The sequence below is a fragment of the Rheinheimera sp. F8 genome (assembly GCF_001518915.1).
This window is the reverse complement of record NZ_CP013656.1, coordinates 490,232-511,408: the sequence shown is the minus strand read 5'-3', so window position 1 is coordinate 511,408 and position 21,177 is coordinate 490,232. Positions and strand designations below refer to the sequence as shown.

Below are 21,177 nucleotides of genomic sequence, written 5' to 3'. Positions count from 1 at the left end.
CAGTTTGTCAGGTCTTACCGGCAAAATGACGGAGCCACCGGCAATTTCACCGGAGTAGCCCCAAGTGGATAAATTTGATCAGCAGATCCTGCAGCAACTGCGGCAAAACGCCCGGCAAAGCGTCTCCGACATCGCTGCGGCCGTGCATCTGTCCCGCAGTGCAGTGACTGAACGGATCCGAAAACTAGAGCAGCAAAAAGTGATCCTGGGTTATCAGGTCGTATTACGTGCAGCCACAGAGGCCAGAGTCCGGGCCTATTTTGAATTGCAGCACAAAGCCGCCCGTTGTCAGGAGTTGATCCCATTTTTACGCAGTTTTTCTGAACTGAAGTCCTGCCACGGTATCAGCGGGGAAGTGGATTTGATGCTGTTTGTCGAAGCCGACAGCATGGAACGCCTGCATCAGATCCGTGAGCAGATTGATGCACATCCGGATATTATCCGGATCAGAACCCACATGGTGATGAGCCAGTGGTTTACCCCGCAAACTGATGAAATGGCTGTGGTTCCGGCATAAACCGCAGCGCGGTGCACCGACAAAAAAGGTCCGCTTACGGACCTTTTTCATCAAGTTTGACTTACTTAGCCATTTGCATCGTTGACTGCAGCAGAATACCTTGCGGTGCCATTTTCACCTGCATACCGACTTGCATATTGGTTTGCATCAGCTGCGCCAGTTCAGCCGGGACCGGCTCGCCAGTGCTTTCCAGCGTGCCTTTTAACACGCTGAAGAACTGCTGATAATCCATACCAAACGCCAACAGACCCGATTTATTCAGCGGCTGTGTGGTCAATTCTTTGGCTTGCTGCAGCGCTTTGTCACCACTGTAAATCACCAGATGATGTTCGGAAGCCATCAGGCTCGGTTTGACGCCTAACATCGCCAGTTGCGGGATTTTGTCAGCCAGTGGCAGACTTTCGCCGGCAGCCGGCAGTTCCAGTGTCGCTAATTCCGGTTGCAGAGCCTTCAGGCTGGCAAACAGCTGTTTGATGTTGTTGGCGCTTAATACAAATAGTGCATCAGCCGTTTTTGGTACTTGTTGTACCGCATCAATTTCCAGCTGATTCACTTTCAGCGAAAAACCCTGCACGCCGGCGGCCATACCCGCCATCATCAGCATTGGCATTGGGTTGTTTTGTTTCAGTGCCTGTTGCCATTCCACGAGTGGCGCACATTGATACTGCGTCGTGGTCAGGCTGTCCCATAACTTGCCAACAGCGGAGGAAAGCTGACCAACGTCGAGGCCAAGCGCCATTTCCAATAACGCAGTCTGTCCGTTGATTTCACCCAAACCGGCCGGAACAAAACCCTGCAACTGTTCCAGTGCGGCGATCGTTTGCGCGTTTTCGGTTGGGATCAGTAGTTTGCTGTGTACTGTGGTTGCTGTCGCAGCGATGTTAAAACGGTTCGAGGCAAATAAACCTGGCCAACTGGTGGCAATCGCAGCGACGTCAGTCTGGCAATTGGCTTCGCGCCATGGCGCCAATGCGACACCAAGCTCAGTGCCCATAATGGCTTCAACATCTTTCGCCAACCGGTTGCCGTCTTTACTGGTCAACACTTTACTCAGCTCAAGACTGCTGACATAACCAACAGAGCCCTGCTCTAACTCATATTTTTTAGTGACTTGTTGTAAGTACTTCGTGCTGTGCAGGCTCTGTTCCGGTTTCTGCGTTCCCAGCGCGATGGCCAGGTGCGCCGGATCGAGTTTGTCAGAGGTCAGGGTTAACGTCGCCCAACCATCTTTGACACTGACCAATAAATCCAGCGCCAGCTCTTCATGGCTGAGTTTGTACTGCCGGTACTTTTGTTCACTGAGTTGCTGCGGGCTATGGCTCAGACCACTTTGTTGTTCTATCGCATCAAACATGGCCCAGAAAGCTTTTTCATCGCCCAGCTCCACTTTCAGCACAGGCGCCAACCCCACCAGATACAGCAGGCTGCGCATCTGAGATTTGATGCCGGTCTTCGCACTGATGTCCGCTGGCGTTGCCAGTGCTGACAAATACTGCTGGCCCAGCGCCAGCACAAATTTTTCGCTGCTGCTTTGGGCGGCCTGCAGCTGCGCATCCAGCTGCGCCAACGCCGCAGCGCTGTAATATTGCGGCCCCATGCCGATGCTGCTCAGGTAACTCGGCAGATCAACCGGCTCCAGCTGCGCGGAAAATACCGCGGTATCCGCCGGTACATATTCCAGTGCACCCAGCTGCGCTGCGCTTTGCGGCGCGCCAAATTTGTACCAGGCAAAAACCCCTGCTGCAATCACGGCTGCAGCGATCAAACTTTTCCGCATTCCTTACTCCTTCGTTAATCGCCGGTAGTTGCGCCGGTCACGCATCAAATCTTTTGTATTAATTGTTACCGGCGGCCCGTCGGCACCGGTTGTCCCAGCATGGCCAATGCAACCGCTTCGGCCACTTTAATCCCATCAATACCCGCAGACAGAATACCGCCAGCATAACCTGCACCTTCACCGGCTGGAAATAACCCTCTGGTATTCAGGCTCTGATAGTCTGGGCCGCGTTTGATACAAATTGGTGATGAAGTGCGGGTTTCCACGCCGGTCAGCAGACCTTCGTCCCGGGCAAACCCCTTGATTTGTTTATCAAATGCCGGGATCGCTTCGCGAATAGCGGCAATAACAAAATCAGGCAACACGTTCGACAGGTCAGTCAGTTTGACGCCTGGTGTATAACTGGGTAATACATCGCCGAGTTCAGTCGACGGCACTCCCGCAAGGAAATCGCCCACCCGCTGCGCCGGCGCATCATAATTGCTGCCGCCAAGCACAAAGGCCTGTGCTTCCAGTTTACGCTGCAGTTCGATGCCGGCTAACGGATGGCCCGGATAATCACGTTCCGGATCTATCCCCACCACAATTGCGCTGTTGGCATTGCGTTCATTGCGTGAATATTGGCTCATGCCATTAGTGACCACCCGGCCTTCTTCTGACGCCGCCGCCACCACAGTGCCGCCCGGACACATACAGAAGCTATACACTGTGCGGTTATTGCTGCCGTGGTGCACCAGTTTATAGTCAGCCGCGCCCAACAATGGGTGGCCAGCGCTGGCTCCAAAACGACATTCATCGATCATCGACTGGCGATGTTCAATGCGAAATCCCACCGAAAACGGCTTGGCTTCGATATAAACACCGCGCTGATAGAGCATTTCAAAGGTGTCGCGCGCGCTATGCCCGACCGCCAACACCACATAACGGCTATGTAGCTCGCTGCCGTCGCTCAGACGCACGCCAGTCAGTTGTTCGCCGTCCCGCAGAATGTCATCCACGCGGGTGCTGAAGCGGATCTCGCCACCGAGCTCAATGATACGCGCGCGCATTTTTTCCACCATCGTCACCAGCTTAAAGGTGCCGATATGCGGTTTGCTGACATACATAATTTCTTCCGGCGCGCCGGCTTTGACAAATTCACTCATCACTTTACGGCCGTAATGTTTCGGATCTTTGACCTGGCTGTAAAGTTTGCCATCGGAGAACGTGCCGGCACCGCCTTCACCAAACTGCACGTTGGATTCCGTATTCAGCGGTTTTTTCCGCCAGAAGCCAAACGTATCTTTGGTGCGTTCGCGCACCTCTTTGCCGCGTTCCAGAATGATGGGATTAAAGCCCATCTCTGCCAGCAATAAACCGGCGAACAAGCCACAAGGCCCAAGACCAATAACTATCGGACGCTCCGACAGCTGTGCAGGCGCTTTCGCGACAAACTTATAGCTGGTATCCGGCGCCGGACGGATCTGCTCATCTTTGCTAAATGCTGCCAAGACACGTGCGTTGTGATCGGTATCGACATCCAGCGAGTAAGTGAGTTGAATATCAGTTTTTTTCCGCGCATCGACGCCACGTTTAAATACGCTGAACTGTAGGAGTTGTTCAGGCTGCAGTTTAAGACGGGCGCAAATAGCGGCAGATAAATCGGCTTCGCTGTGATTGAGTGGCAACTTTAATTCGTTAATACGGATCATTGGACCTTCCTGTTGGTGTCATGGCGAAATCGCAGCGCGTTTTCGCTCACAAAGCAGAAATAAAACCGTTATTTTACGTGAAACCGGCACTTTTGTCCGGTTTTCTGCCAGTCCTGCAGCCCTTGTAATTTCATTGCGCTGCATTACAATTCGCCGGATCCAACCGGTATTAACTTCAGGAAACGCTGTCATGGCTTTTGTAGTGACTGATAATTGCATCAAATGCAAATACACCGACTGCGTGGCCGTGTGCCCGGCCGATGCGTTTTTTGCCGGCCCCAACTTCCTGGTGATTAGCCCAACCGCTTGTATTGATTGCGCTTTATGCGAACCCGAGTGTCCAGCGCAGGCGATTTATCAGCAAGATGCGTTACCGCCTGGCCAGGAGGCCTTTCTGCAACTGAATGCCGAACTCAGTGAGATCTGGCCCAATATCACCGAAGTTGAACCGGCGCCGGCCGATGCCGACGCCTGGAACGGCGTGCCAGACAAACTGAAATATCTGCAAACCTGACCAGATCGTTGCTCCGGCGACTTCAGGCCTGTTTAGCTGTCACAGCAAACAATTGTTGTTCCAGCGTCTGGCCTTTGGTCAGCATGCGGTAACGCCAGCCGTGTTGGCGCAGCGCCATCAACAGAGTCAGGTCAAAGTCGGGCGCCAGCTCGGCATCAAACTGCAACACATACTCGTGCTTCTGGCTATCACTGACACTGATCACACCGGGAAGCTGCCTGAGGATCGGCAACACATCACTTTGGGCACCGGCTTCTAAGGTCAGCGTCAGATAACCCTGGGTCGCCGCGCTGTGCACCTGACTCTGCTGCACCAGTTTGCCATGTTCCAGATACAACACTGTGCCGCATAGCCGTTCCAGTTCAAAAATATTGTGTGAACTGATAATAAAACTGGCTTCATTCGACAAATTTGCAATCAACTGACGCACTTGCAGAGCATTGACCGGATCCAGGCCGGCCGTTGGCTCATCCAGCATCACCAGCTCAGGACTGCCCATCAGCGCCTGTGCGATCGCGACACGTTTGCGCATACCGTGACTGAGCGCTGTGGCTTTTTGTTCCGCATTGGCCGCGAGGTCAACCAGACTCAGCACACGCCGGCTTTCTGCCAGCGCCGTTGACTTGCTCATGCCTTGCAGCTGACCAAAAAAGCTCAGCTGAGTCAGTAAAGAAAAATTCGGGTCCAGCATCGCGTCTTGTGGCAAGGCACTGACACGACCAAACAAGGCGCTGCTGCCGGGTTTGTGACCTAATACTTTTAACTCGCCGCTGCTGGCGGGCAGATAACCACAGAGCAAGCTGAACAAGGTGGTTTTACCAGCGCCATTCGGGCCGATCAGCGCTATAGGTTCACCGGCCGGCAGACTGAAAGTCAGGTCCTGCAATACTGCTTTCTGACCAAAAGACTTACTTAAATTCCGTGCTTCAATCAGATAACTCATAATGCTTTCTCCTGCATCACGAAACGACCGGCAATCAACAACACCACCGTCTGCATCAAAGGTAACCCGCTGTGTTTCAGCGTATCCCAGCCCTGAGCACCTAATAACATTGGCAATTGCGCACCAGGCAGATACTCCAGCACCCCACGCAGATCCGGGAAGTGCCAGACCAGATACCCCAACAGACCGGCGACCGCGCCGATACTGACAATCGCCAGGCTAATGGCCAGCCGGCTGGAACGCACTAACGCTGAGCACAGCGCCATCAGTGCAGTAAAAGGCATTAACACAATCAACAAATTCAGCCAGATCACCAACGCCGCATTCAATGCCGCCGCCGGCAATTCACCGACACGCCATACCGCCAGCACTAAGGTCGCCAGCAGGCTCAGACCGATCAGCAGCGCCTGCACCAGCAACTGACCGATAAAGCGGCCGAAAAAGATACTGTCCCGGCTGGAACGTAAAGTCAGAAAACGCAAAGTGCCACGGGAGCGATCGGTACAGGTCTGATCGGCAGCAGAAAACATCACGGCTAACGGCATAAAAAATACCGTCATGGCCCAATACACCGACAATTCCGGCAACGACCAGTTCAGCAGATTGTACATGCCCACCATACCCAGCATGCCACTGAGCATTTGTTGGATCTCTGGCTCCTGCAGCTGCACGCTGGCCTGATAGATTGGATAACGCAGCAGGAAATACCAGATCGTGGTGAAAGCGGCCAGCGCAAACCAGCCGCGTGGGGTCATAAACAAACGATGTAGTTCAAAACGGCTGTACAACCAGGTCTGGCGGAACAACAGAGGCAAGGGGCCGGACATAAGGACTTCCTTTTTACAGTTCAGATTGTTCTGTCTGGCAAGGATAGTACCAAGTGCTAACTAAATGAAATCAAATAAGTTTATCTTTCAAGCGCAGCACCGTGTGACAAAAAATAACTAAAAATTAGTCATTTTCACACCAGATCACAATAAATCACCATATTTCAACTGGCGCTGACTCAGCCAATAACCAAGCCATGACAACAACAAGCAGGGCAATAATGCCAATAGGCGCTGCCGTAGTTCATGTTGCACATCAAGCATTGTCAGCAGACAAGGCGCATACACGCCGTAGATGAAGCAAAACGTGAGGACAAAACCTGACCAGTCCATGGCCAACAATTCCATTGTGACACCCCTTAATCCATAAAGAGATCTCACCATAGCGTTGGCCTTCAACATTTGCAACAATATATTTACCAAATTTACTCTGGTGAAATAATCACCACCATTGGTCTTTTAACTTTCCATAGTGAAAATACCCCCACTGACCCACCCGGCGCAGCGGTGCCAATGGAAATTTCGGCAATGCTGACTGAAATAACGGTAAATCCGGTTGTGCCAGTCCCATCACTTTGTCCGCCAGCCGTTTCCCTGCCTGCACTGAAAATGACAAGCCGCTGCCACAATACCCCATGCTGTACACGACATCAGCATGCGCATCAGCCTGATATATATGGGGAATATCATCTAACGACATGCAAATCCAACCAGACCACTGGTAGTCATAGCGCAGGTTGTGCAATGCCGGGAAACTCAGCTTTAATACCTCGAGCAGACGTTCAGCATAAAACGGATTTTCCGCATCCCGGCCGGTAATAGCCCCACGCCCGCCAAACAAAATCCGGTTGTCAGGCAATTTACGGTAATAGTATTTCAGCGCCCGGGTGTCCATCACCACCTGACTGGTCAATAGATTACACGCCGCCAGCTGGGTCGCGCTGAGTGGTTCTGTCACAATAATTTGCGACAACACCGGCAAAGTGCGGGATTGCACGCCCGGATGCAGTTGTTTCGGTGTATAACCATTGGTCGCCAGGATCACCTTGCGCGCCCGCACTACCGCTTGTGGTGTATGCAAAACTTGCGTGCGACCGTCCGTCTGCCATTGCTGTACCGGGCTGGCAGTATGGATCATCGAACCGGCGTTGCGGGCCAGTTGCTGATAACCCCAGGCCAATTTCAGTGGATTCACACCAAACGCATCGGCAAAACGTAACGCGCCAAAACTTTGCTGGTCAGCGACATACTGTTGATGCACTTCACTGCGGCTTAACAGTTCCACTTCCGCGCCAAAGGTTTGTTGCAGCAAACGGGCCTGCGCCTGCAATGTCGGCACCATTGACGGTTTATGCGCCATCCGCAAATAACCGGGTTCCTGCTGGTCGCAATCAATGCCGAGACTAATCAGCTGGCGCACCCGGTCCAAACCGGCATTAAATTCCTGATAAACCCCCCGCATCACCGCTTCACCCCATTGCTTCTGCATCTGGGCATAGGGTTTGCGACCACTGGATTTCAGCACAAAACCAGCGTTGCGTCCGCTACAGCCCCAGGCGGTCTGATTCGCTTCCAATACCAACGCTTTGACGCCGTGTTCCGTCGCCAGATGGTAAGCCGCGGATAAACCGGTATACCCGGCGCCGATAATCGCGACATCAACAGTGCAATCCTGCGTCAGCGCGCCATCGTCGGCCGGCGCTGGTCCGGAATGAGCAGCCCAATAGCTGTCTGGGTAAGGCTGACCCTGGCCGGGTGACAGGTCGTGAAGCGGATCGTACATAAGAAAACCCTGATTACTGCAATTCCTGCTGCATCATGGCAAGATAAAACGCAATTTCCAAGCCATTCGGATCTGTTATGTCACAGGCTCAGCGCTGCAACGCCACCATCGAATATCAACCGCTGTCACCGGCACATTTTGCTGCGGTCATTGCTTTAGGTAACCAGGTGCATGGCGATGGTTATCTCAACGATGAACTCATCGCTACTTATCATCAGCAAGGCCTGAAAAAACACCACAACGCCGGCGTGGTGGCGCTGGACAGTCAGGGCTTAGCTGGCTTCCGGCTCGCCTTTGCACCGGGTCAATGGCAGCCAGATCAATGGTGTAGTCCAGCGCTGTGGGGGATCCCTGTAGCACAAGTGGGCTATTTCAAATGCAATACGGTGCGGCCAGATCTACAGGGCAGCGGTATCGGTGGCGCGTTGTTACAGTTATCGATACAGGCTTTTGTCGCTCAGGGTGCGTTGGCCGGCGTGGCGCATTTGTGGGTGCAAAGCCCCGGTAATGCCGCAGTGCGGTATTTCAGTAAACATGGTGGCGAGCTGGTCAAGATCCACCCGGACAAGTGGCGTGCAGACAGCCTGAATGGTTATGAATGTGTGCGCTGTGGCTTTGATTGCCATTGTGATGCGGCAGAAATGATATTGCGACTGCGCTGAAAAAACAGTTTCCTCTGTTTGCCGGGATGACAAACGGCAGGCAGAGGAAACTGCGGGGGAGCCGGAAACTGAATTGGCCAAAGTCGGTATCTGCGATACAGACAACACATCACACCGTTTCACGTGGAACCCGCTTATGCCTGTCGAACTGCTGGTGCCGGGACGCAACACAGCAAATGTAAGCGGTTACATGAGGTTTTAATATGACAGAGCGCTTGGTGCTATGCAAGCGCTTACAAAAGGTTTTTCTGCTTAACTGACGAGGTCGACCACCCGTTCTACCACTGCTTGAGTGGTGGTCTGGCCATGGGTTTGCGGGCTGAGCCGGCATTGCAAATACTGCAGCACAACTTTCACGCCGGCTTTCATATGCACCCGATGCGGATAGACCAAATGTACAGGGAGCGGCTCTGGCATGTATTCGGTCAGAATGGGCACCAACCGGCCAGCGTCAATTTCATTCGCGACCTGATACCGCGTGACGTACATCAGCCCCACGCCGGCCAGCACGGCTGGTTTCAGTGCGCGATTGCTGTTAGCGTGCAGCGGGCCCTGCGTCAACACTTCCAGCGGCTGACCTTGATCGGTAAAACGCCAGTAACGCTCTTGCGGACTGTTGTCGGTACTGAGGCAACTATGTTGGACTAAGTCACGCGGATGCTGCGGAATACCGGCCTGCGCCAGATAGGACGGCGCACCGACCAACACTATCGGTAGTTTGGTCAGCGGTCTTGCGATCAGACTGGAACTGACCAGCCGGCCGAAGCGGATCGCGACATCCACTTCTTCGCCGACCAAATCAACCAGCCGGTCGGTTAAATCCAGTTCCACTCTTAATTTCGGATAACGCTGCAGCAATTCTGGCAACAAAGGCGCGATGATTTTGCTGCCATAAGTCACCGCCACACTGATGCGGATGGTGCCGGCCGGTTCGTCACGCATTTCATCCAGATGGTGCTCGGCCTGATCGGCCTGCCGCACCACTTGCTGGCAATAAGCAAAAAACGCCTGGCCTTCCGCAGTTAAGCGGATTTGCCGGGTGGTGCGCTGCAGCAGTCGCACCGATAAATGCTGCTCCAGCCGGCTGATAGCTTTACTGACCGCGCCTTTGGACATTTGCAGCGCTACGGCCGCTTGGGTAAAACTGCCGGTTTCGGCCACCCGGGCGAAAATCGCCATATCACTTAAGCGTTGCAGTAATGACATCAAAACCTCCAAAGCAGATCATTTCGGCTAGTGTATCAAAAGAAAAATAGCCTGATTGTTTCTTGTTGGAAACAATCTGTCCTGAAATGACCCGCTAATCAGCGTCACTTGCGATGCGTATCATTGCGCAGAATTTGTTCAGTGGAGGAAAAGTGATGTTTCTGCAGATTTTATATGCAATCGCCAAAGGATTACTGGAAATGGACGGCTATCAGCTCACCAGCAGCAAGCAGGCGCCAGCCGAGGTGACGCAACCAGACGAACATGCCGCCTCCTGCGACGAGACAAAATGTTACAAATGACAGGTTTAATAAATCACTTGTTAATACAATAATTGCTAAATTGCCAAAAAACGCACTTAGCGTGTGTTTTTTGTGCAATTAACGCAGGGATATATGGCATTGACCGCATTCGGTCTGGCCTTTGCCCATTTTTTATATAGAATCCGCCGCCCCGAATCAGGGCAATTTTATCAAAGCAGCATTCGCCGGCAACTGATCCTGCACAGGATCGGGCACGGCAGGCATTCAGAGGTACACATGTTCCGTCGTCCAATACTTACCCAGGCCATCAGACTGAGTCTGACCGCCGCCGCCACTTCTGCAGCATTTTTAAGCACTGCTGCCATCGCACAGCAAACCAACGCCGCTGAACCTGTTGAACGTGTTCAGGTCACCGGCTCCCGTATCATGCGCGAAGGTGCCATTGCGCCATCTCCGGTGACATCTATTTCTGGTGCTGAACTGATGGAAACCGGTGCGATGAACATCGGCGAGGTACTGAATGAGTTACCAGCACTGGCTTCAACCTATTCAATGGCCAACTCAGGTAACAATATCGGTACTGCTGGTTTAAACCTGCTGGACTTACGTGGCATGGGCGCAGCACGGACCCTGGTATTAGTCGACGGTAAACGTCACGTATCTTCCAGTTCCGGCGAGGCATCTGTGGATACCAACACTATTCCGACCTCATGGGTTGAATCGGTAGAGATCATCACCGGCGGCGCTTCTGCCGTATACGGTGCCGATGCGGTCACCGGTGTGGTCAACTTCAAATTGAAGAAAAACATCGAAGGCCTGGAAGTCAGCGCAACCGCCGGCAAAGCCAATGACAATCCGTACAACAACCACAAATTTAACTTCTCTTACGGCAGCGATTATGCCGGTGGCCGTGGTAATGCTGCATTTGCCGCAGAAGTGTCAGGTCAGCGCGCGATCAATGCAACTGAGCGTTCGTTAACCCGCACGCCATATATGGATGTGCGCAATCCTGCCAACAAAGACAAAAAAGACCCGGTGACGGGTGCCACTATTCATGACGGTATTCCGGATCGGATCACTTTGCCAAACACCGGCTGGTATGACTCTTCAATCAAAGGCAACTTCTACCTGGACGAAGCCAATGGCACCAACTGGTACACCTTTAACAAAGATGGCTCAGTGCAACTGCAAAACGTCGGTACCACTTATGGTGAATGGGGCCGCTGCAGCAACTGTGACCTGTTAAACCTGAAAGAATACCAGGACTTACAACCAGACTTCAGCCGTTATAACCTGAATGCAAAAACCAATTTCGAGCTGAACGATAACCACACCTTAAGTGCTGAAGCCAAACATGTGGTCAGTGGTGGTGATACTGCCGGTCAACCGTCGTTTTTTGAATACGATACCGCACTGGAAATTAAAGCCGACAACGCTTATATCCACCCGTCGCTGGCTGCATTGATGGCGAAAAACGGTCTGGATGCCGTTTACCTGCACCGTTTTAACAAAGACGCCGGCCGCCGCATCGAAGAAAATACCCGCACCACGAACCGGGCTGTGGTTGCATTAGATGGCAACCTGAACGACGACTGGAGTTATGAAACTTATGCAGTCTATGGCCAGACCAAACTGGAACAGGAAAACTTTAACAACCTGATCCGGAAAAACTTCGCCCAGTCATTTGATGCGGTGAAAGACGGCAACGGCAAAATCGTCTGCCGTGATGCTGCAGCTCAGGCAGCCGGTTGTGTACCAACCAGCGTGTTTGGTTATGGCGCAGTAAACCCAGCCGCCAGCGCCTGGTTTAATACCAATTCGCTGTCTACCAGCACCATCAAACAACATGTTGTCAACGCCAGTGTCGCCAACAGTGCATTGTTCGAATTACCAGCCGGTATGGTGGGTTTTGCTGCCGGTACTGAATACCGCCGTGAACAAAGTGACTCTACGCCAGACGCTTTTGCAGCCACAGGTGCAACATTCTTAAACGCTCTGCAGGAAGAACACGGTAAATTTAACGTCAAAGAAGCCTTTGCCGAGATCACTGCCCCTATCGTGTCGGATCTGTTCTTAGTACAGGACCTGACCATGGATGCAGCAATTCGTGTGGCAGACTACAGTTCGACCGGCAATGCCACCAGCTGGAAAACTGGTCTGGACTGGACCCTGAACGACGAAATCCGTGTTCGTTCAACCTATTCAGTTGCGCTGCGTGCACCGAACATCAGTGAACTTTATGGCCCACAAAACCAGACTTATTTCAGCGTCTACGACCCATGTGGCAAAGAGTACAACCAAAGCGCGCTGCGGGTGAAAAACTGTCAGCTGCTGGGTATTCCTGCAACATTTGACCCAACTGCAACAGCTTCAACCATTGAAGGTCTGCAAGGCGGCAACCCGGCACTGAAACCGGAAGAGTCTAAATCTTACACCGTCGGCGCTGTGTACCAGCCTGAACTGATTGAAAACCTGACATTCACTGTCGACTACTGGTCTATTGATATCGACGATGCGATTTCATCAGTATCAGCCCAGAATATTCTGGATAAATGTGTCGATAACCCGAATGGTATCAACAACCAGTTCTGTGCCCTGGTCAAACGGGATCCAACCAGCAAAGAGCTGAAACTGATCACGTCTATCACGCAAAACGTGGCGGCGCAAACCGCTGAAGGTGTGGACTTTGAGATTGGCTATGATTTTGACGCTGTTGGCGGTCGGATCAAAACCAAACTGTTAGGTACTTACCTGGATTCACGCAAAACCTTCTCATTCCAGGACAATCCGTCTGTGTATGAAGAGAATGCCGGTACAGAAGGCGAAGCGGTATGGCAGGAGAACTTCTCTGTCGCTTATACCCGCGATGCATGGACGGCCTCATGGAAAACACGCCACTTAAGCGCTGTCAGCCGTTACACCGATCAGGAACTGGAAATTAACCCGGATCGCGTTGACATCATGGGCTACGGCAGCTACTTCATCACCGATATCAGCCTGGGTTACCAGTTTGAAAACGGTCTGACTTGGTCTGTTGGTGTCGACAACCTGTTTGATCGCAACCTGCCAGGTGTGTTAACTGGCACAACGACTGAAGGCGCCAGCTACGACAATATCGGCCAGTTCTTCTACACCACAGTGTCTTACAAAATGTAATTCCGGTTAAAAGAACCATTAAGGCGGGGATATCCCCGCCTTTTTTTGTCAGCAGAAATTGCTGAACATCGCCCGAATGGATTGCGCGTGCTCCCGTTATGGCCGACGCGCGGCCAACAGTCCATAACAAGACGTCTCAGTGGCTTATGCTACTTTGTTCTGAATAAGTCGGCGTGGTTGTATAGAGAAGTCTGAAAGTCTGGCCGCTGAGCATGCCAAAGATGTCAGAGCCATCTAAATATATTTTTAATTTTCAATTACTTAAAAATACCACACGGCAACCTTGCGCTGTATTGCCCCGCTTTATCACATATAACCAGATTATTAATTAAACCGCTAAACACCCAGACATCCGGTTATAACCAAAACATCTGAGTAAGCAGCAATTGCTGCTTTTTCAACACTTCATCAACTGATTAAATGCGCCGCAATGAGCGCCGTACAGATACTGCGGCAGACTGAAGATGCGGAGTTGATCATGGCCACAGCCACTTTACCTATGCTGGATTTAGCGCAATACCACGGCGAACACCGGGCGGAGTTTTTACGTCAGCTGCGTGTTGCGTCGCGGGACGTCGGCTTTTTTTACCTGACTGGTCATGGTATCAGCCAACAAACCCAACAACAGGTGCTGGCGCTTGGCCGCGAATTTTTTGCCTTGCCGCTGGCCGATAAAACCCAGGTGCAGATGCTGAACTCGCCGCACTTTCGTGGTTATACCCGCTTAAACGGCGAGCTGACCCGTGGTCAACCGGACCAGCGCGAGCAGTTTGACATCATGCGTGAAGATGCTGTCGTGGGCCTCCCAACCAGCAACGCACTGTGGCGCCGTTTAGTCGGACCGAATCAATGGCCGACGGCCTTACCGGCATTAAAACCCGCTTTACTGGCTTTTCAGCAGCAGTTGACCGACGTTACTGTCACTTTATTACGTGCCATGTTAGAAGCGCTGGCGTTACCGGCCGATGCGCTGGATCACACCATTGCTGGTCTGAATGGCACGGAAGGCCCGTATCAGCACATGAAAATAGTCCGCTATCCTGTGGCTGCTGCGAATGCCAGCAAACAGGGCGTTGGCGCGCATAAAGACCCGGGTTATCTGACGCTTGTGATGCAGGATCAACAGGCCGGCCTTGAAGTTGAAACCGCCGACGGTTGGGTGCAGGCAGAACCGGTACCCGGTGCTTTTGTGGTCAATATCGGCGAGTTGCTGGAGATGGCGTCTAATGGCTACCTGAAAGCCACCACGCACCGCGTCACCAGCCCGCAACAACAAGACCGCTACTCGGTTGCATTTTTTATGGCGGCACAGCTGGATGCCACAGTGCCGCTGCTGCCACTGAGTGCCGAGCTCGCAGCAGAGGCACAAGGCCCGGCGACAGATCCGGCCAATCCGCTACTGCGTCAGGTCGGTGATAACACACTCAAAGGCCGGCTACGCTCGCATCGTGACGTCGCAGCCCGACATTATCCGGAGCTGGCACAAGCCAGCTAACAGTCGTCACAGGCCCGCCGGACGCAGCCGCCAAGCAAGCTGCGCGTCCGGACGGCTCGGTTTTTTCCACTAAATTCGTTAGGCTGACCAGCATCTATCCCGGCTGGGTCGTCCCAGAATACAAGGTACCCCCAATGAAAATGCAAACGCTGGCAGTGCACGCCGGCCAACAACCAGACCCGTCCACCGGCGCGTTAAATACCCCGGTCTATCTGACCAGTACTTATAGCTATGGCACCGCGCAGGAAGGTAAAGACCGCTTTGCCGGTAAAAATCCGGGTTATATCTACAGCCGTTTTGCCAATCCAACTTCAAGTGCACTGGAACAGAAACTGGCGGCACTGGAAGGCGCTGACGAAGCCATCGTGGTCGCCAGCGGCATGGCAGCGATCAGTTCGATTGTCTACGCGCTGACACAACAAGGTGATGAAGTCGCGTTTATTGACCCGGTTTACGGCGGTACTGACGCGTTTTTACGCAATACCTTAGTGCGCGCCGGCGTCAAAGTGGTCAGCTACAGCTCGGACGATGATTTTGTCAGCCGTCACAATCCCAATACCCGCCTGGTGTTGTGGGAGCCGGTCACCAATCCAACCCTCAAGGTCGTCGACAGCCGCAAAATCATCGCTGTGGCGAAACAAATCGGTGCTATTACGGTCTGTGACAACACCTTCCTGACCCCGGCGCTGTTTCAGCCACTGAGCATCGGCGCCGATTTAGTGATGCATAGCGGCACCAAGTACCTGTGTGGCCACGGTGATATTATCGCTGGTGTCATTGCCGGTAACGGTCCGCTGATCCAGCGCGTGCGCACCGTCGCGCTGAAACATATCGGCGTGCCGATGGGGCCACAAGAAGCGTATTTACTGCAACGCGGCGTGAAAACACTGCCACTGCGGATGCGGGCACATTGTGACAATGCCAGAGCGGTGGCGGAATTTTTAAGCGCGCAAGCCAAAGTCGCCGCAGTCTATTTCCCGGGTTTACCTTCGCATCCTGGCCATCAGGCCATTGCCGATACGGCCGCTGGTTTTGGCGGCATGGTGGCGCTGGAGCTCCATGGCGGTTTTGACGCCTGCGCCCGCTTGCTCGATAACCTGACCCTGTTCGCGCAGGCCGTCAGTTTAGGCGATTTGGAAAGCCTGGCCTGTCACCCCGCCAGCACCACGCACGCCGCGATGACGCCGGCCGACCGCGACCGCGCCAACGTCACCGACAACCTGGTGCGCTTAAGCATTGGTGTCGAGGATATTGAAGATTTGCTGGCAGATTTAGCCCAGGCGCTGGCAAAGGTCTGAGCTGTTTGCAACTAAGCAGATAAAGACTGAGCGATGCTCAGTCTTTTTTCATGCCGGACAATAATAAGTAGAAATTCCCCAGTTCAGAGCCTGGTTTGGTCAGATCCATGATCATCATATTGGTATTGTTGGAGTGGAACTTGCGCAGCTGCCGATCCAATGCATCCAGGGCGGCAGGGTTCAGTGAAGTGCCATACATCTCGCAAGCATTTTGTCGGCATTGCACCCGCTCCACCTGTAAAAACTTCAGCTCTGGTTGTGTGACCAATAAATCCTGTACTTGCTGCTCTGTGGCCTGCGCCCAGTCGGCATCCACTTCGGTTTGCTGAAACGCCTGCATCTGCTGCTTCACCGGATCTGGGAACGCGGATAAATCCTGCTGCAGCCGTTTGGGATACTGCTGTTCGACAATAGCCAGCCAGTTTTCATCCAGCGTTGATTGTTGCCGGGCCGGCTCTGATACCGCTGGTGATTCGACTATTGGTTGGTGCTGAGTCTCAGCCGGAGGCTGCGGTGACACAGCGATTGTTTCGGTTGACGGTACTACACTGTCAGACGAAACGGCAGCAGGGACAGGTACCGACACCTGATGTTCCGCGTCTGACATTAACAAGACCGGTTGCTGCCACTGTGCCAACCCATAGCCAATAGCAATACCAACCAGTACACACCCGCTGTAACGCATGATCCCTTGCATAAAAGTCCTGTTAACTTATTGAAAAGCATCAGTACATTAGCATGCGTCTGCGCAGAAAAAAATTGCCCAACTGATCAGATTTGCTTTCACCTGCCTGCAGGCCAATACTGGCAGGGCTCAAGGGCCCTTCATAATAAAAACTCAGGAACATTTATGAAAACATCTTTCCAACCTACGTTAATAGCAGTGCTGGTCGCCGGCGCTTTGCTCGGTTGTCAGCCGGCCAGTAAACCGGCCACAGATGCCGCTGTCGCACCGGCACAGGCCGCGGCGCCAACTGCAGAAGAAGCCAAAGCTTTTGTCGCAAAGGCGTCAGAACAAACCCGCAAGTTGTTGCTCGAAGTCAACCGCGCCGACTGGATCGCCAATACTTACATCACCGAAGACACTGAAGCGCTATCCGCTGATTACAACAAAAAACTGACCGAAGCGGTGGTCGCGCTCGCGAATGAAGCTGCCCGCTTTAATGACACACAGGTTGATGCCGACACCCGCCGCCAGCTGGATAAGCTGAAACTGGCGCTGACGTTAGCGGCACCAAAAGATCCGGCGAAAACCGAAGAATTGGCGGGGATTGTCGCCAAACTGAATGCGATGTATGGCAAAGGCAAATACACCAACGCTGCCGGTAAAGAGATGGCACTGGGTGAAATGTCGGCGGTGATGGCCAGTTCTCGCAGTTATGATGAACAGCTGGAAATGTGGAAAGGCTGGCACGATACCGCAGCACCAATGAAACCTTTGTATGTGCGGCAGGTAGAACTGGCTAACGAAGGCGCGAAAGAGCTGGGTTATGCCGATACCGGCGCGATGTGGCGCTCCAAGTATGATATGGATGCAGACGCATTCGCGGCTGAACTGGATAAACAATGGGGCGCCGTGAAGCCGCTATATCAGGCGCTGCATTGCCACGTCCGCGCCAAACTCGGCGAGAAATATGGCACCGACAAAGTGCCGCAGGACAAACCGATCCCGGCCCATTTACTCGGTAACATGTGGGCGCAAACCTGGGGCAATATTTATGATTTAGTCGCCCCGGAAAACTCAGATCCGGGTTATGACGTCACCAAGCTGCTCGCTGACAAAGGCTACGACGAGCTGAAAATGGTCAAAGGTGCTGAAGGCTTCTTTACCTCTTTGGGATTTGCACCGCTGCCAGAAACGTTCTGGAGCCGCTCGCAGTTTACGAAGCCGCGTGATCGCGACGTGATTTGCCACGCTTCCGCCTGGGATTTAGACGCCAAAGACGACTTACGCATCAAGATGTGTATCGAAAAAACCGGTGAAGAATTTGCAGTTATCCATCATGAATTAGGACACAACTTCTATCAACGCGCCTACAAACATCAGCCGGTGTTTTATCAGGACAGCGCCAACGACGGTTTCCACGAAGCCATCGGCGACACCATCGCTTTATCTGTCACACCCAAGTACCTGCAACAAATTGGCCTGCTGGAACAAGTGCCGGACGAATCCAAAGACATTGGCCTGTTGATGAAAATGGCGCTGGATAAAGTGGCCTTCCTGCCCTTTGGTTTGTTAGTCGATCAGTGGCGCTGGCAGGTGTTTTCCGGTCAGGTGAAACCGGAGCAATATAACGACGCCTGGTGGAAGTTACGGGAGAAATATCAGGGTGTGTCTGCACCAGTGGCCCGCACTGAAGCCGACTTTGACGCCGGCGCTAAGTTCCACGTTCCGGCCAATACGCCTTATACCCGTTATTTCCTCGCGCATATTCTGCAGTTCCAGTTCCACAAAGCACTGTGTGAAATCGCTAAAGACGCAGGTCCTATCCATCGTTGTTCGATTTATAACAGCAAAGAAGCCGGCACCGCATTAAACGCGATGCTGGAAATGGGCGCGAGCAAACCTTGGCAGGAGGCTTTAGCGACCCTGACCGGTAAACCGGAAATGGACGCTTCGGCCATTCAGGCTTATTTTGCGCCGCTGCAAAGTTACCTGGACGAACAAAACAAAGGCCGCCAGTGCGGCTGGTAATAGCGGTGGAAACTTCAATCCGCTAATAAATAAAAAAGGGCAGCGCCGGCTGCCCTTTGCTTTTGGTGCTCTAGGCCATCAAACAAGCATTTAGCCAGCACAACGCCAGGTCCAGGTTTTCCAGACGTTGCTGCAGGGCCGTTCAGAATTTACTGTCGAGCTGCTTTTGTAACTCCTGTAGCTGTGCTTTGCTGAACTTGCCTTTGGCCAGCAGCTTTTTAATCAGCTCAAACTCATGGCCTTCACCGGCGACCATTTTATGCATCACCACTTTGTCGGTGATCACTTTGACGTCCACATCGAGGTCATCACCATCTAAGGTTTTCACCAGCACATGAGGTTCACCCGGTGTATTGGCTTGCATGTGTTCGACTATTTTGCGGATTTTATCGCGTTTTTCTGCCGGCAGTTCCGCCAGCGCTTTATCCAGTTCTGCCGGGCTTTGGCTGCTGTCCCATTTAAATGTTTTGCCGTCGGCGTCATTCAGCACCAGGACCTTCGTTTGTTTTTTCTCAGTGATTTTGTCCGGGCTTTTGTCAGCCGGTTCAGGCACGGCACCGGCCTGGGCACAGGCCGTCAGTGACAACAACAGCAGCGGGAATAGTATCTTCGGTAACACTTTCGGTAAAAACTGGCCAGATTTTTTCATCGTTTCACTCCTTGGGATTTAGAGTCCGGCGGCGGACTCTGACCCATAGTCATAGGAAGTTTGATGCCAAAATTTTTATTGTTCATTTTCATGCACTTAAAATTTGAAGCTTGCGAAGTGCTGGAAAATATCCCGAAATGAGGAGATCAAAGTGCTGATTTGCGCCACCTGTGGTGGCAGGCGCTGACATCTTTTTATAAAAATGTTTTATTTCAGCATGTTAATCAATGAAAACGCACAACGGCACTGGCATCGAATTTGCCATAAGATCCCAACAGCGGCCTGCCCCGGGCCGCAGCAACAGGAATATCCATGTCATTTAGTTTGCCCAAAGCCCTGATCCTCGGCGTTTGTAGTCTGTTTGTGCTGATGGGCCTGAGTCAGGCGCTGACTCTGTGGTGGTTTCAGCAGCAACTACAGCAACAGCTCAGTGAACAAAGCCAGGCACTAAGCCGGCTGATTCTGGCGCGCACCGCTGAAAAGCTGCAGCACCAGTTTGTGTTTTCGTCCGACGCTAAGGTTCAGGTGTTCAGTACTGAGGCCAATGTGCCGACAGAGGCACTGGCAACACAACAGCCATCCACACCAGCCGTAGAGCGCCAGGTCGAAGTGCGCAAACTGGAAAATGGCATCACCATAGTCCAAATGAAACAGCACGACGATCAGGCAGGCAAAGCCGCTGCAGCAGTCGACGTGGATTTAAATCTGCAGCTGGAACAAACCTTGTCTGAATTAAAACAACCAGGCACAGCGCAGCAACATTGGGTCAGCCAGTTTAAATTAAAAACCAGTGGCTCCAGCCAACAATTGATCAATCAGTACCTGAGTTATCAGCTGCTGGCGCTGGCGCTGTCCACCGCGCTGGCCCTGCTGTTGCTGCTGTGGTTTGGCGCGCGCCTGTTACAACCGCTGCAGCAATTGGTGCGCGGCTTGCGTGCCTTAGGTCAGGGCGAAGCCGGTATTCAGCTGGATACCCGGGCACCACTGGCGGAATATCGGCTGGCGCTGCAGCAGTTTAATCAGGCCAGCACTGAACTGGCAGCCTTGCAACAGCAAAAAGCCGAGTTGGCCCGCCAGCAACAGCTGGTAGAACTGGGGGAAATCAGCCGCGGGTTGGTGCATGCGCTGCGTAACCCAATTCATACCATGGCCTTAGCGCTCGAACAGTTGCCGGGCAATGACCCGGCATTGCAGCAGCTGATTGAACAGAAAATGCAGCATATCAACCGTACCCTGACCACCCTGCTGACCCTCAGCTGTCAGGGCGTCGACCGCAGCACGTCGGTCGCGCTGAAAACCGTGCTGCAGGACCTCTGTCTGGAATTCTCGGCACAACAACTGCAGCTGGACGCGCAGGAACTGTCTTGCCTGGGGGCTGAAGCAGAACTGCGCTTTATTCTGCATGTGCTGGTCAGCAATGCAGTAGAGGCCAGCCCGCAGCCTGGTTCTGTTTGCCTGAAGTTGTGGCGCGGATCCAACCAGATTTGCTTCGAGGTCAGCGATCAGGGGCCGGGCCTGAGTCCGGAGGTCGCTGCCAGTCTGTTTCAGCCGCATATCAGCAGCAAAGCCGAAGGTGCCGGTATGGGCCTTTATCTGGCCCGGCGTCTGCTACAAATGTATTACCAGGGCGATATTCAGCTGCAAAACAGAGCGGAAGGCGGCGTATTGGCGCAGTTAAGGCTTGGAATTGAGGCTTAACCA

Annotated in this window: 18 protein-coding genes; 9 read left to right on the top strand and 9 right to left on the bottom strand. The window is 52.9% G+C overall.

Annotated features, from left to right (window positions below):
- Window positions 1-64 precede the first annotated feature (64 nt).
- Window positions 65-517 (top strand): Lrp/AsnC family transcriptional regulator, encoded by a 453-nt coding sequence (locus ATY27_RS02430; RefSeq protein ID WP_208932574.1) that lies wholly within the window; start codon window positions 65-67, stop codon window positions 515-517.
- Between the two features lie 61 nt (window positions 518-578).
- On the opposite strand, the gene ATY27_RS02425 is transcribed toward ATY27_RS02430, so the two are convergent.
- Entirely contained in the window at window positions 579-2,294 is a 1,716-nt protein-coding gene (locus ATY27_RS02425; protein WP_208932573.1) for a hypothetical protein, read from the bottom strand.
- Window positions 2,295-2,359: 65 nt separating this feature from the next.
- Window positions 2,360-3,985: an NAD(P)/FAD-dependent oxidoreductase gene (locus ATY27_RS02420; RefSeq protein ID WP_208932572.1), complete on the bottom strand. Its 1,626-nt coding sequence runs from the start codon at window positions 3,983-3,985 to the stop codon at window positions 2,360-2,362.
- A gap of 190 nt (window positions 3,986-4,175) precedes the next feature.
- Here ATY27_RS02420 and fdxA point away from each other — a divergent pair, with 190 nt between their 5' ends.
- Window positions 4,176-4,499: a ferredoxin FdxA gene (gene fdxA / locus ATY27_RS02415; protein ID WP_208932571.1), complete on the top strand. Its 324-nt coding sequence runs from the start codon at window positions 4,176-4,178 to the stop codon at window positions 4,497-4,499.
- Window positions 4,500-4,521: 22 nt separating this feature from the next.
- Here the strand turns inward: fdxA and ATY27_RS02410 are convergent, their stop codons facing one another.
- From ATY27_RS02410 to ATY27_RS02395, 4 genes are all read right to left on the bottom strand, one after another.
- Window positions 4,522-5,442 (bottom strand): ABC transporter ATP-binding protein, encoded by a 921-nt coding sequence (locus ATY27_RS02410; RefSeq protein WP_208932570.1) that lies wholly within the window; start codon window positions 5,440-5,442, stop codon window positions 4,522-4,524.
- Window positions 5,439-6,269, bottom strand: coding sequence for an ABC transporter permease subunit (locus tag ATY27_RS02405; RefSeq protein ID WP_208932569.1), 831 nt, complete (start codon window positions 6,267-6,269; stop codon window positions 5,439-5,441). The genes ATY27_RS02410 and ATY27_RS02405 overlap by 4 nt, the downstream gene beginning before the upstream one ends.
- 144 nt (window positions 6,270-6,413) lie before the next feature.
- Window positions 6,414-6,617 (bottom strand): hypothetical protein, encoded by a 204-nt coding sequence (locus tag ATY27_RS02400; RefSeq protein ID WP_208932568.1) that lies wholly within the window; start codon window positions 6,615-6,617, stop codon window positions 6,414-6,416.
- A 94-nt stretch (window positions 6,618-6,711) separates the two neighbouring features.
- Window positions 6,712-8,052 (bottom strand): FAD-binding oxidoreductase, encoded by a 1,341-nt coding sequence (locus ATY27_RS02395; RefSeq protein WP_208932567.1) that lies wholly within the window; start codon window positions 8,050-8,052, stop codon window positions 6,712-6,714.
- A 77-nt stretch (window positions 8,053-8,129) separates the two neighbouring features.
- Here ATY27_RS02395 and ATY27_RS02390 point away from each other — a divergent pair, with 77 nt between their 5' ends.
- Window positions 8,130-8,714, top strand: a complete 585-nt coding sequence (locus ATY27_RS02390; protein ID WP_208932566.1) for a GNAT family N-acetyltransferase — start codon at window positions 8,130-8,132, stop codon at window positions 8,712-8,714.
- A 252-nt stretch (window positions 8,715-8,966) separates the two neighbouring features.
- Here the strand turns inward: ATY27_RS02390 and ATY27_RS02385 are convergent, their stop codons facing one another.
- Complete coding sequence (locus tag ATY27_RS02385) at window positions 8,967-9,920, bottom strand: LysR family transcriptional regulator (RefSeq protein WP_208932565.1); 954 nt, start codon at window positions 9,918-9,920, stop codon at window positions 8,967-8,969.
- Between the two features lie 155 nt (window positions 9,921-10,075).
- Here ATY27_RS02385 and ATY27_RS02380 point away from each other — a divergent pair, with 155 nt between their 5' ends.
- The 4 genes from ATY27_RS02380 to ATY27_RS02365 all read left to right on the top strand — a co-directional run bounded on the left by ATY27_RS02380 (window position 10,076) and on the right by ATY27_RS02365 (window position 16,132).
- Window positions 10,076-10,222, top strand: coding sequence for a hypothetical protein (locus ATY27_RS02380; RefSeq protein WP_208932564.1), 147 nt, complete (start codon window positions 10,076-10,078; stop codon window positions 10,220-10,222).
- A 237-nt stretch (window positions 10,223-10,459) separates the two neighbouring features.
- Window positions 10,460-13,339: a TonB-dependent receptor gene (locus ATY27_RS02375; protein ID WP_208932563.1), complete on the top strand. Its 2,880-nt coding sequence runs from the start codon at window positions 10,460-10,462 to the stop codon at window positions 13,337-13,339.
- A gap of 478 nt (window positions 13,340-13,817) precedes the next feature.
- Entirely contained in the window at window positions 13,818-14,834 is a 1,017-nt protein-coding gene (locus ATY27_RS02370) for a 2-oxoglutarate and iron-dependent oxygenase domain-containing protein (protein WP_208932562.1), read from the top strand.
- 134 nt (window positions 14,835-14,968) lie between these two features.
- The gene (locus ATY27_RS02365) at window positions 14,969-16,132 is read left to right on the top strand and encodes a PLP-dependent aspartate aminotransferase family protein (RefSeq protein ID WP_208932561.1); all 1,164 of its coding nucleotides are present in this window, start codon (window positions 14,969-14,971) and stop codon (window positions 16,130-16,132) included.
- A 37-nt stretch (window positions 16,133-16,169) separates the two neighbouring features.
- Here the strand turns inward: ATY27_RS02365 and ATY27_RS02360 are convergent, their stop codons facing one another.
- Window positions 16,170-16,829 carry a hypothetical protein gene (locus ATY27_RS02360; RefSeq protein WP_208932560.1) on the bottom strand — a complete coding sequence of 220 codons (660 nt, stop codon included), beginning with the start codon at window positions 16,827-16,829 and terminating at the stop codon, window positions 16,170-16,172.
- A gap of 153 nt (window positions 16,830-16,982) precedes the next feature.
- Here ATY27_RS02360 and ATY27_RS02355 point away from each other — a divergent pair, with 153 nt between their 5' ends.
- Complete coding sequence (locus tag ATY27_RS02355) at window positions 16,983-18,827, top strand: M2 family metallopeptidase (protein ID WP_208932559.1); 1,845 nt, start codon at window positions 16,983-16,985, stop codon at window positions 18,825-18,827.
- A 142-nt stretch (window positions 18,828-18,969) separates the two neighbouring features.
- Here ATY27_RS02355 and ATY27_RS02350 read toward each other — a convergent pair whose 3' ends face one another.
- Window positions 18,970-19,476, bottom strand: coding sequence for a hypothetical protein (locus ATY27_RS02350; protein ID WP_208932558.1), 507 nt, complete (start codon window positions 19,474-19,476; stop codon window positions 18,970-18,972).
- A gap of 312 nt (window positions 19,477-19,788) precedes the next feature.
- Between ATY27_RS02350 and ATY27_RS02345 the strand changes: the two genes are divergently transcribed.
- Entirely contained in the window at window positions 19,789-21,174 is a 1,386-nt protein-coding gene (locus ATY27_RS02345; protein WP_208932557.1) for a sensor histidine kinase, read from the top strand.
- Window positions 21,175-21,177: the final 3 nt, after the last annotated feature.

Coding starts and splice junctions, on each gene's coding strand:
- ATY27_RS02365 (WP_208932561.1), top strand. CDS start 14,969: ATGAAAATGCAAACGCTGGCAGTGCACGCCGGCCAACAACCAGACCCG.
- ATY27_RS02420 (WP_208932572.1), bottom strand. CDS start 3,985: ATGATCCGTATTAACGAATTAAAGTTGCCACTCAATCACAGCGAAGCC.
- fdxA (WP_208932571.1), top strand. CDS start 4,176: ATGGCTTTTGTAGTGACTGATAATTGCATCAAATGCAAATACACCGAC.
- ATY27_RS02380 (WP_208932564.1), top strand. CDS start 10,076: ATGTTTCTGCAGATTTTATATGCAATCGCCAAAGGATTACTGGAAATG.
- ATY27_RS02410 (WP_208932570.1), bottom strand. CDS start 5,442: ATGAGTTATCTGATTGAAGCACGGAATTTAAGTAAGTCTTTTGGTCAG.
- ATY27_RS02360 (WP_208932560.1), bottom strand. CDS start 16,829: ATGCAAGGGATCATGCGTTACAGCGGGTGTGTACTGGTTGGTATTGCT.
- ATY27_RS02370 (WP_208932562.1), top strand. CDS start 13,818: ATGGCCACAGCCACTTTACCTATGCTGGATTTAGCGCAATACCACGGC.
- ATY27_RS02400 (WP_208932568.1), bottom strand. CDS start 6,617: ATGGAATTGTTGGCCATGGACTGGTCAGGTTTTGTCCTCACGTTTTGC.
- ATY27_RS02405 (WP_208932569.1), bottom strand. CDS start 6,269: ATGTCCGGCCCCTTGCCTCTGTTGTTCCGCCAGACCTGGTTGTACAGC.
- ATY27_RS02345 (WP_208932557.1), top strand. CDS start 19,789: ATGTCATTTAGTTTGCCCAAAGCCCTGATCCTCGGCGTTTGTAGTCTG.
- ATY27_RS02395 (WP_208932567.1), bottom strand. CDS start 8,052: ATGTACGATCCGCTTCACGACCTGTCACCCGGCCAGGGTCAGCCTTAC.
- ATY27_RS02385 (WP_208932565.1), bottom strand. CDS start 9,920: ATGTCATTACTGCAACGCTTAAGTGATATGGCGATTTTCGCCCGGGTG.
- ATY27_RS02375 (WP_208932563.1), top strand. CDS start 10,460: ATGTTCCGTCGTCCAATACTTACCCAGGCCATCAGACTGAGTCTGACC.
- ATY27_RS02425 (WP_208932573.1), bottom strand. CDS start 2,294: ATGCGGAAAAGTTTGATCGCTGCAGCCGTGATTGCAGCAGGGGTTTTT.
- ATY27_RS02390 (WP_208932566.1), top strand. CDS start 8,130: ATGTCACAGGCTCAGCGCTGCAACGCCACCATCGAATATCAACCGCTG.
- ATY27_RS02350 (WP_208932558.1), bottom strand. CDS start 19,476: ATGAAAAAATCTGGCCAGTTTTTACCGAAAGTGTTACCGAAGATACTA.
- ATY27_RS02355 (WP_208932559.1), top strand. CDS start 16,983: ATGAAAACATCTTTCCAACCTACGTTAATAGCAGTGCTGGTCGCCGGC.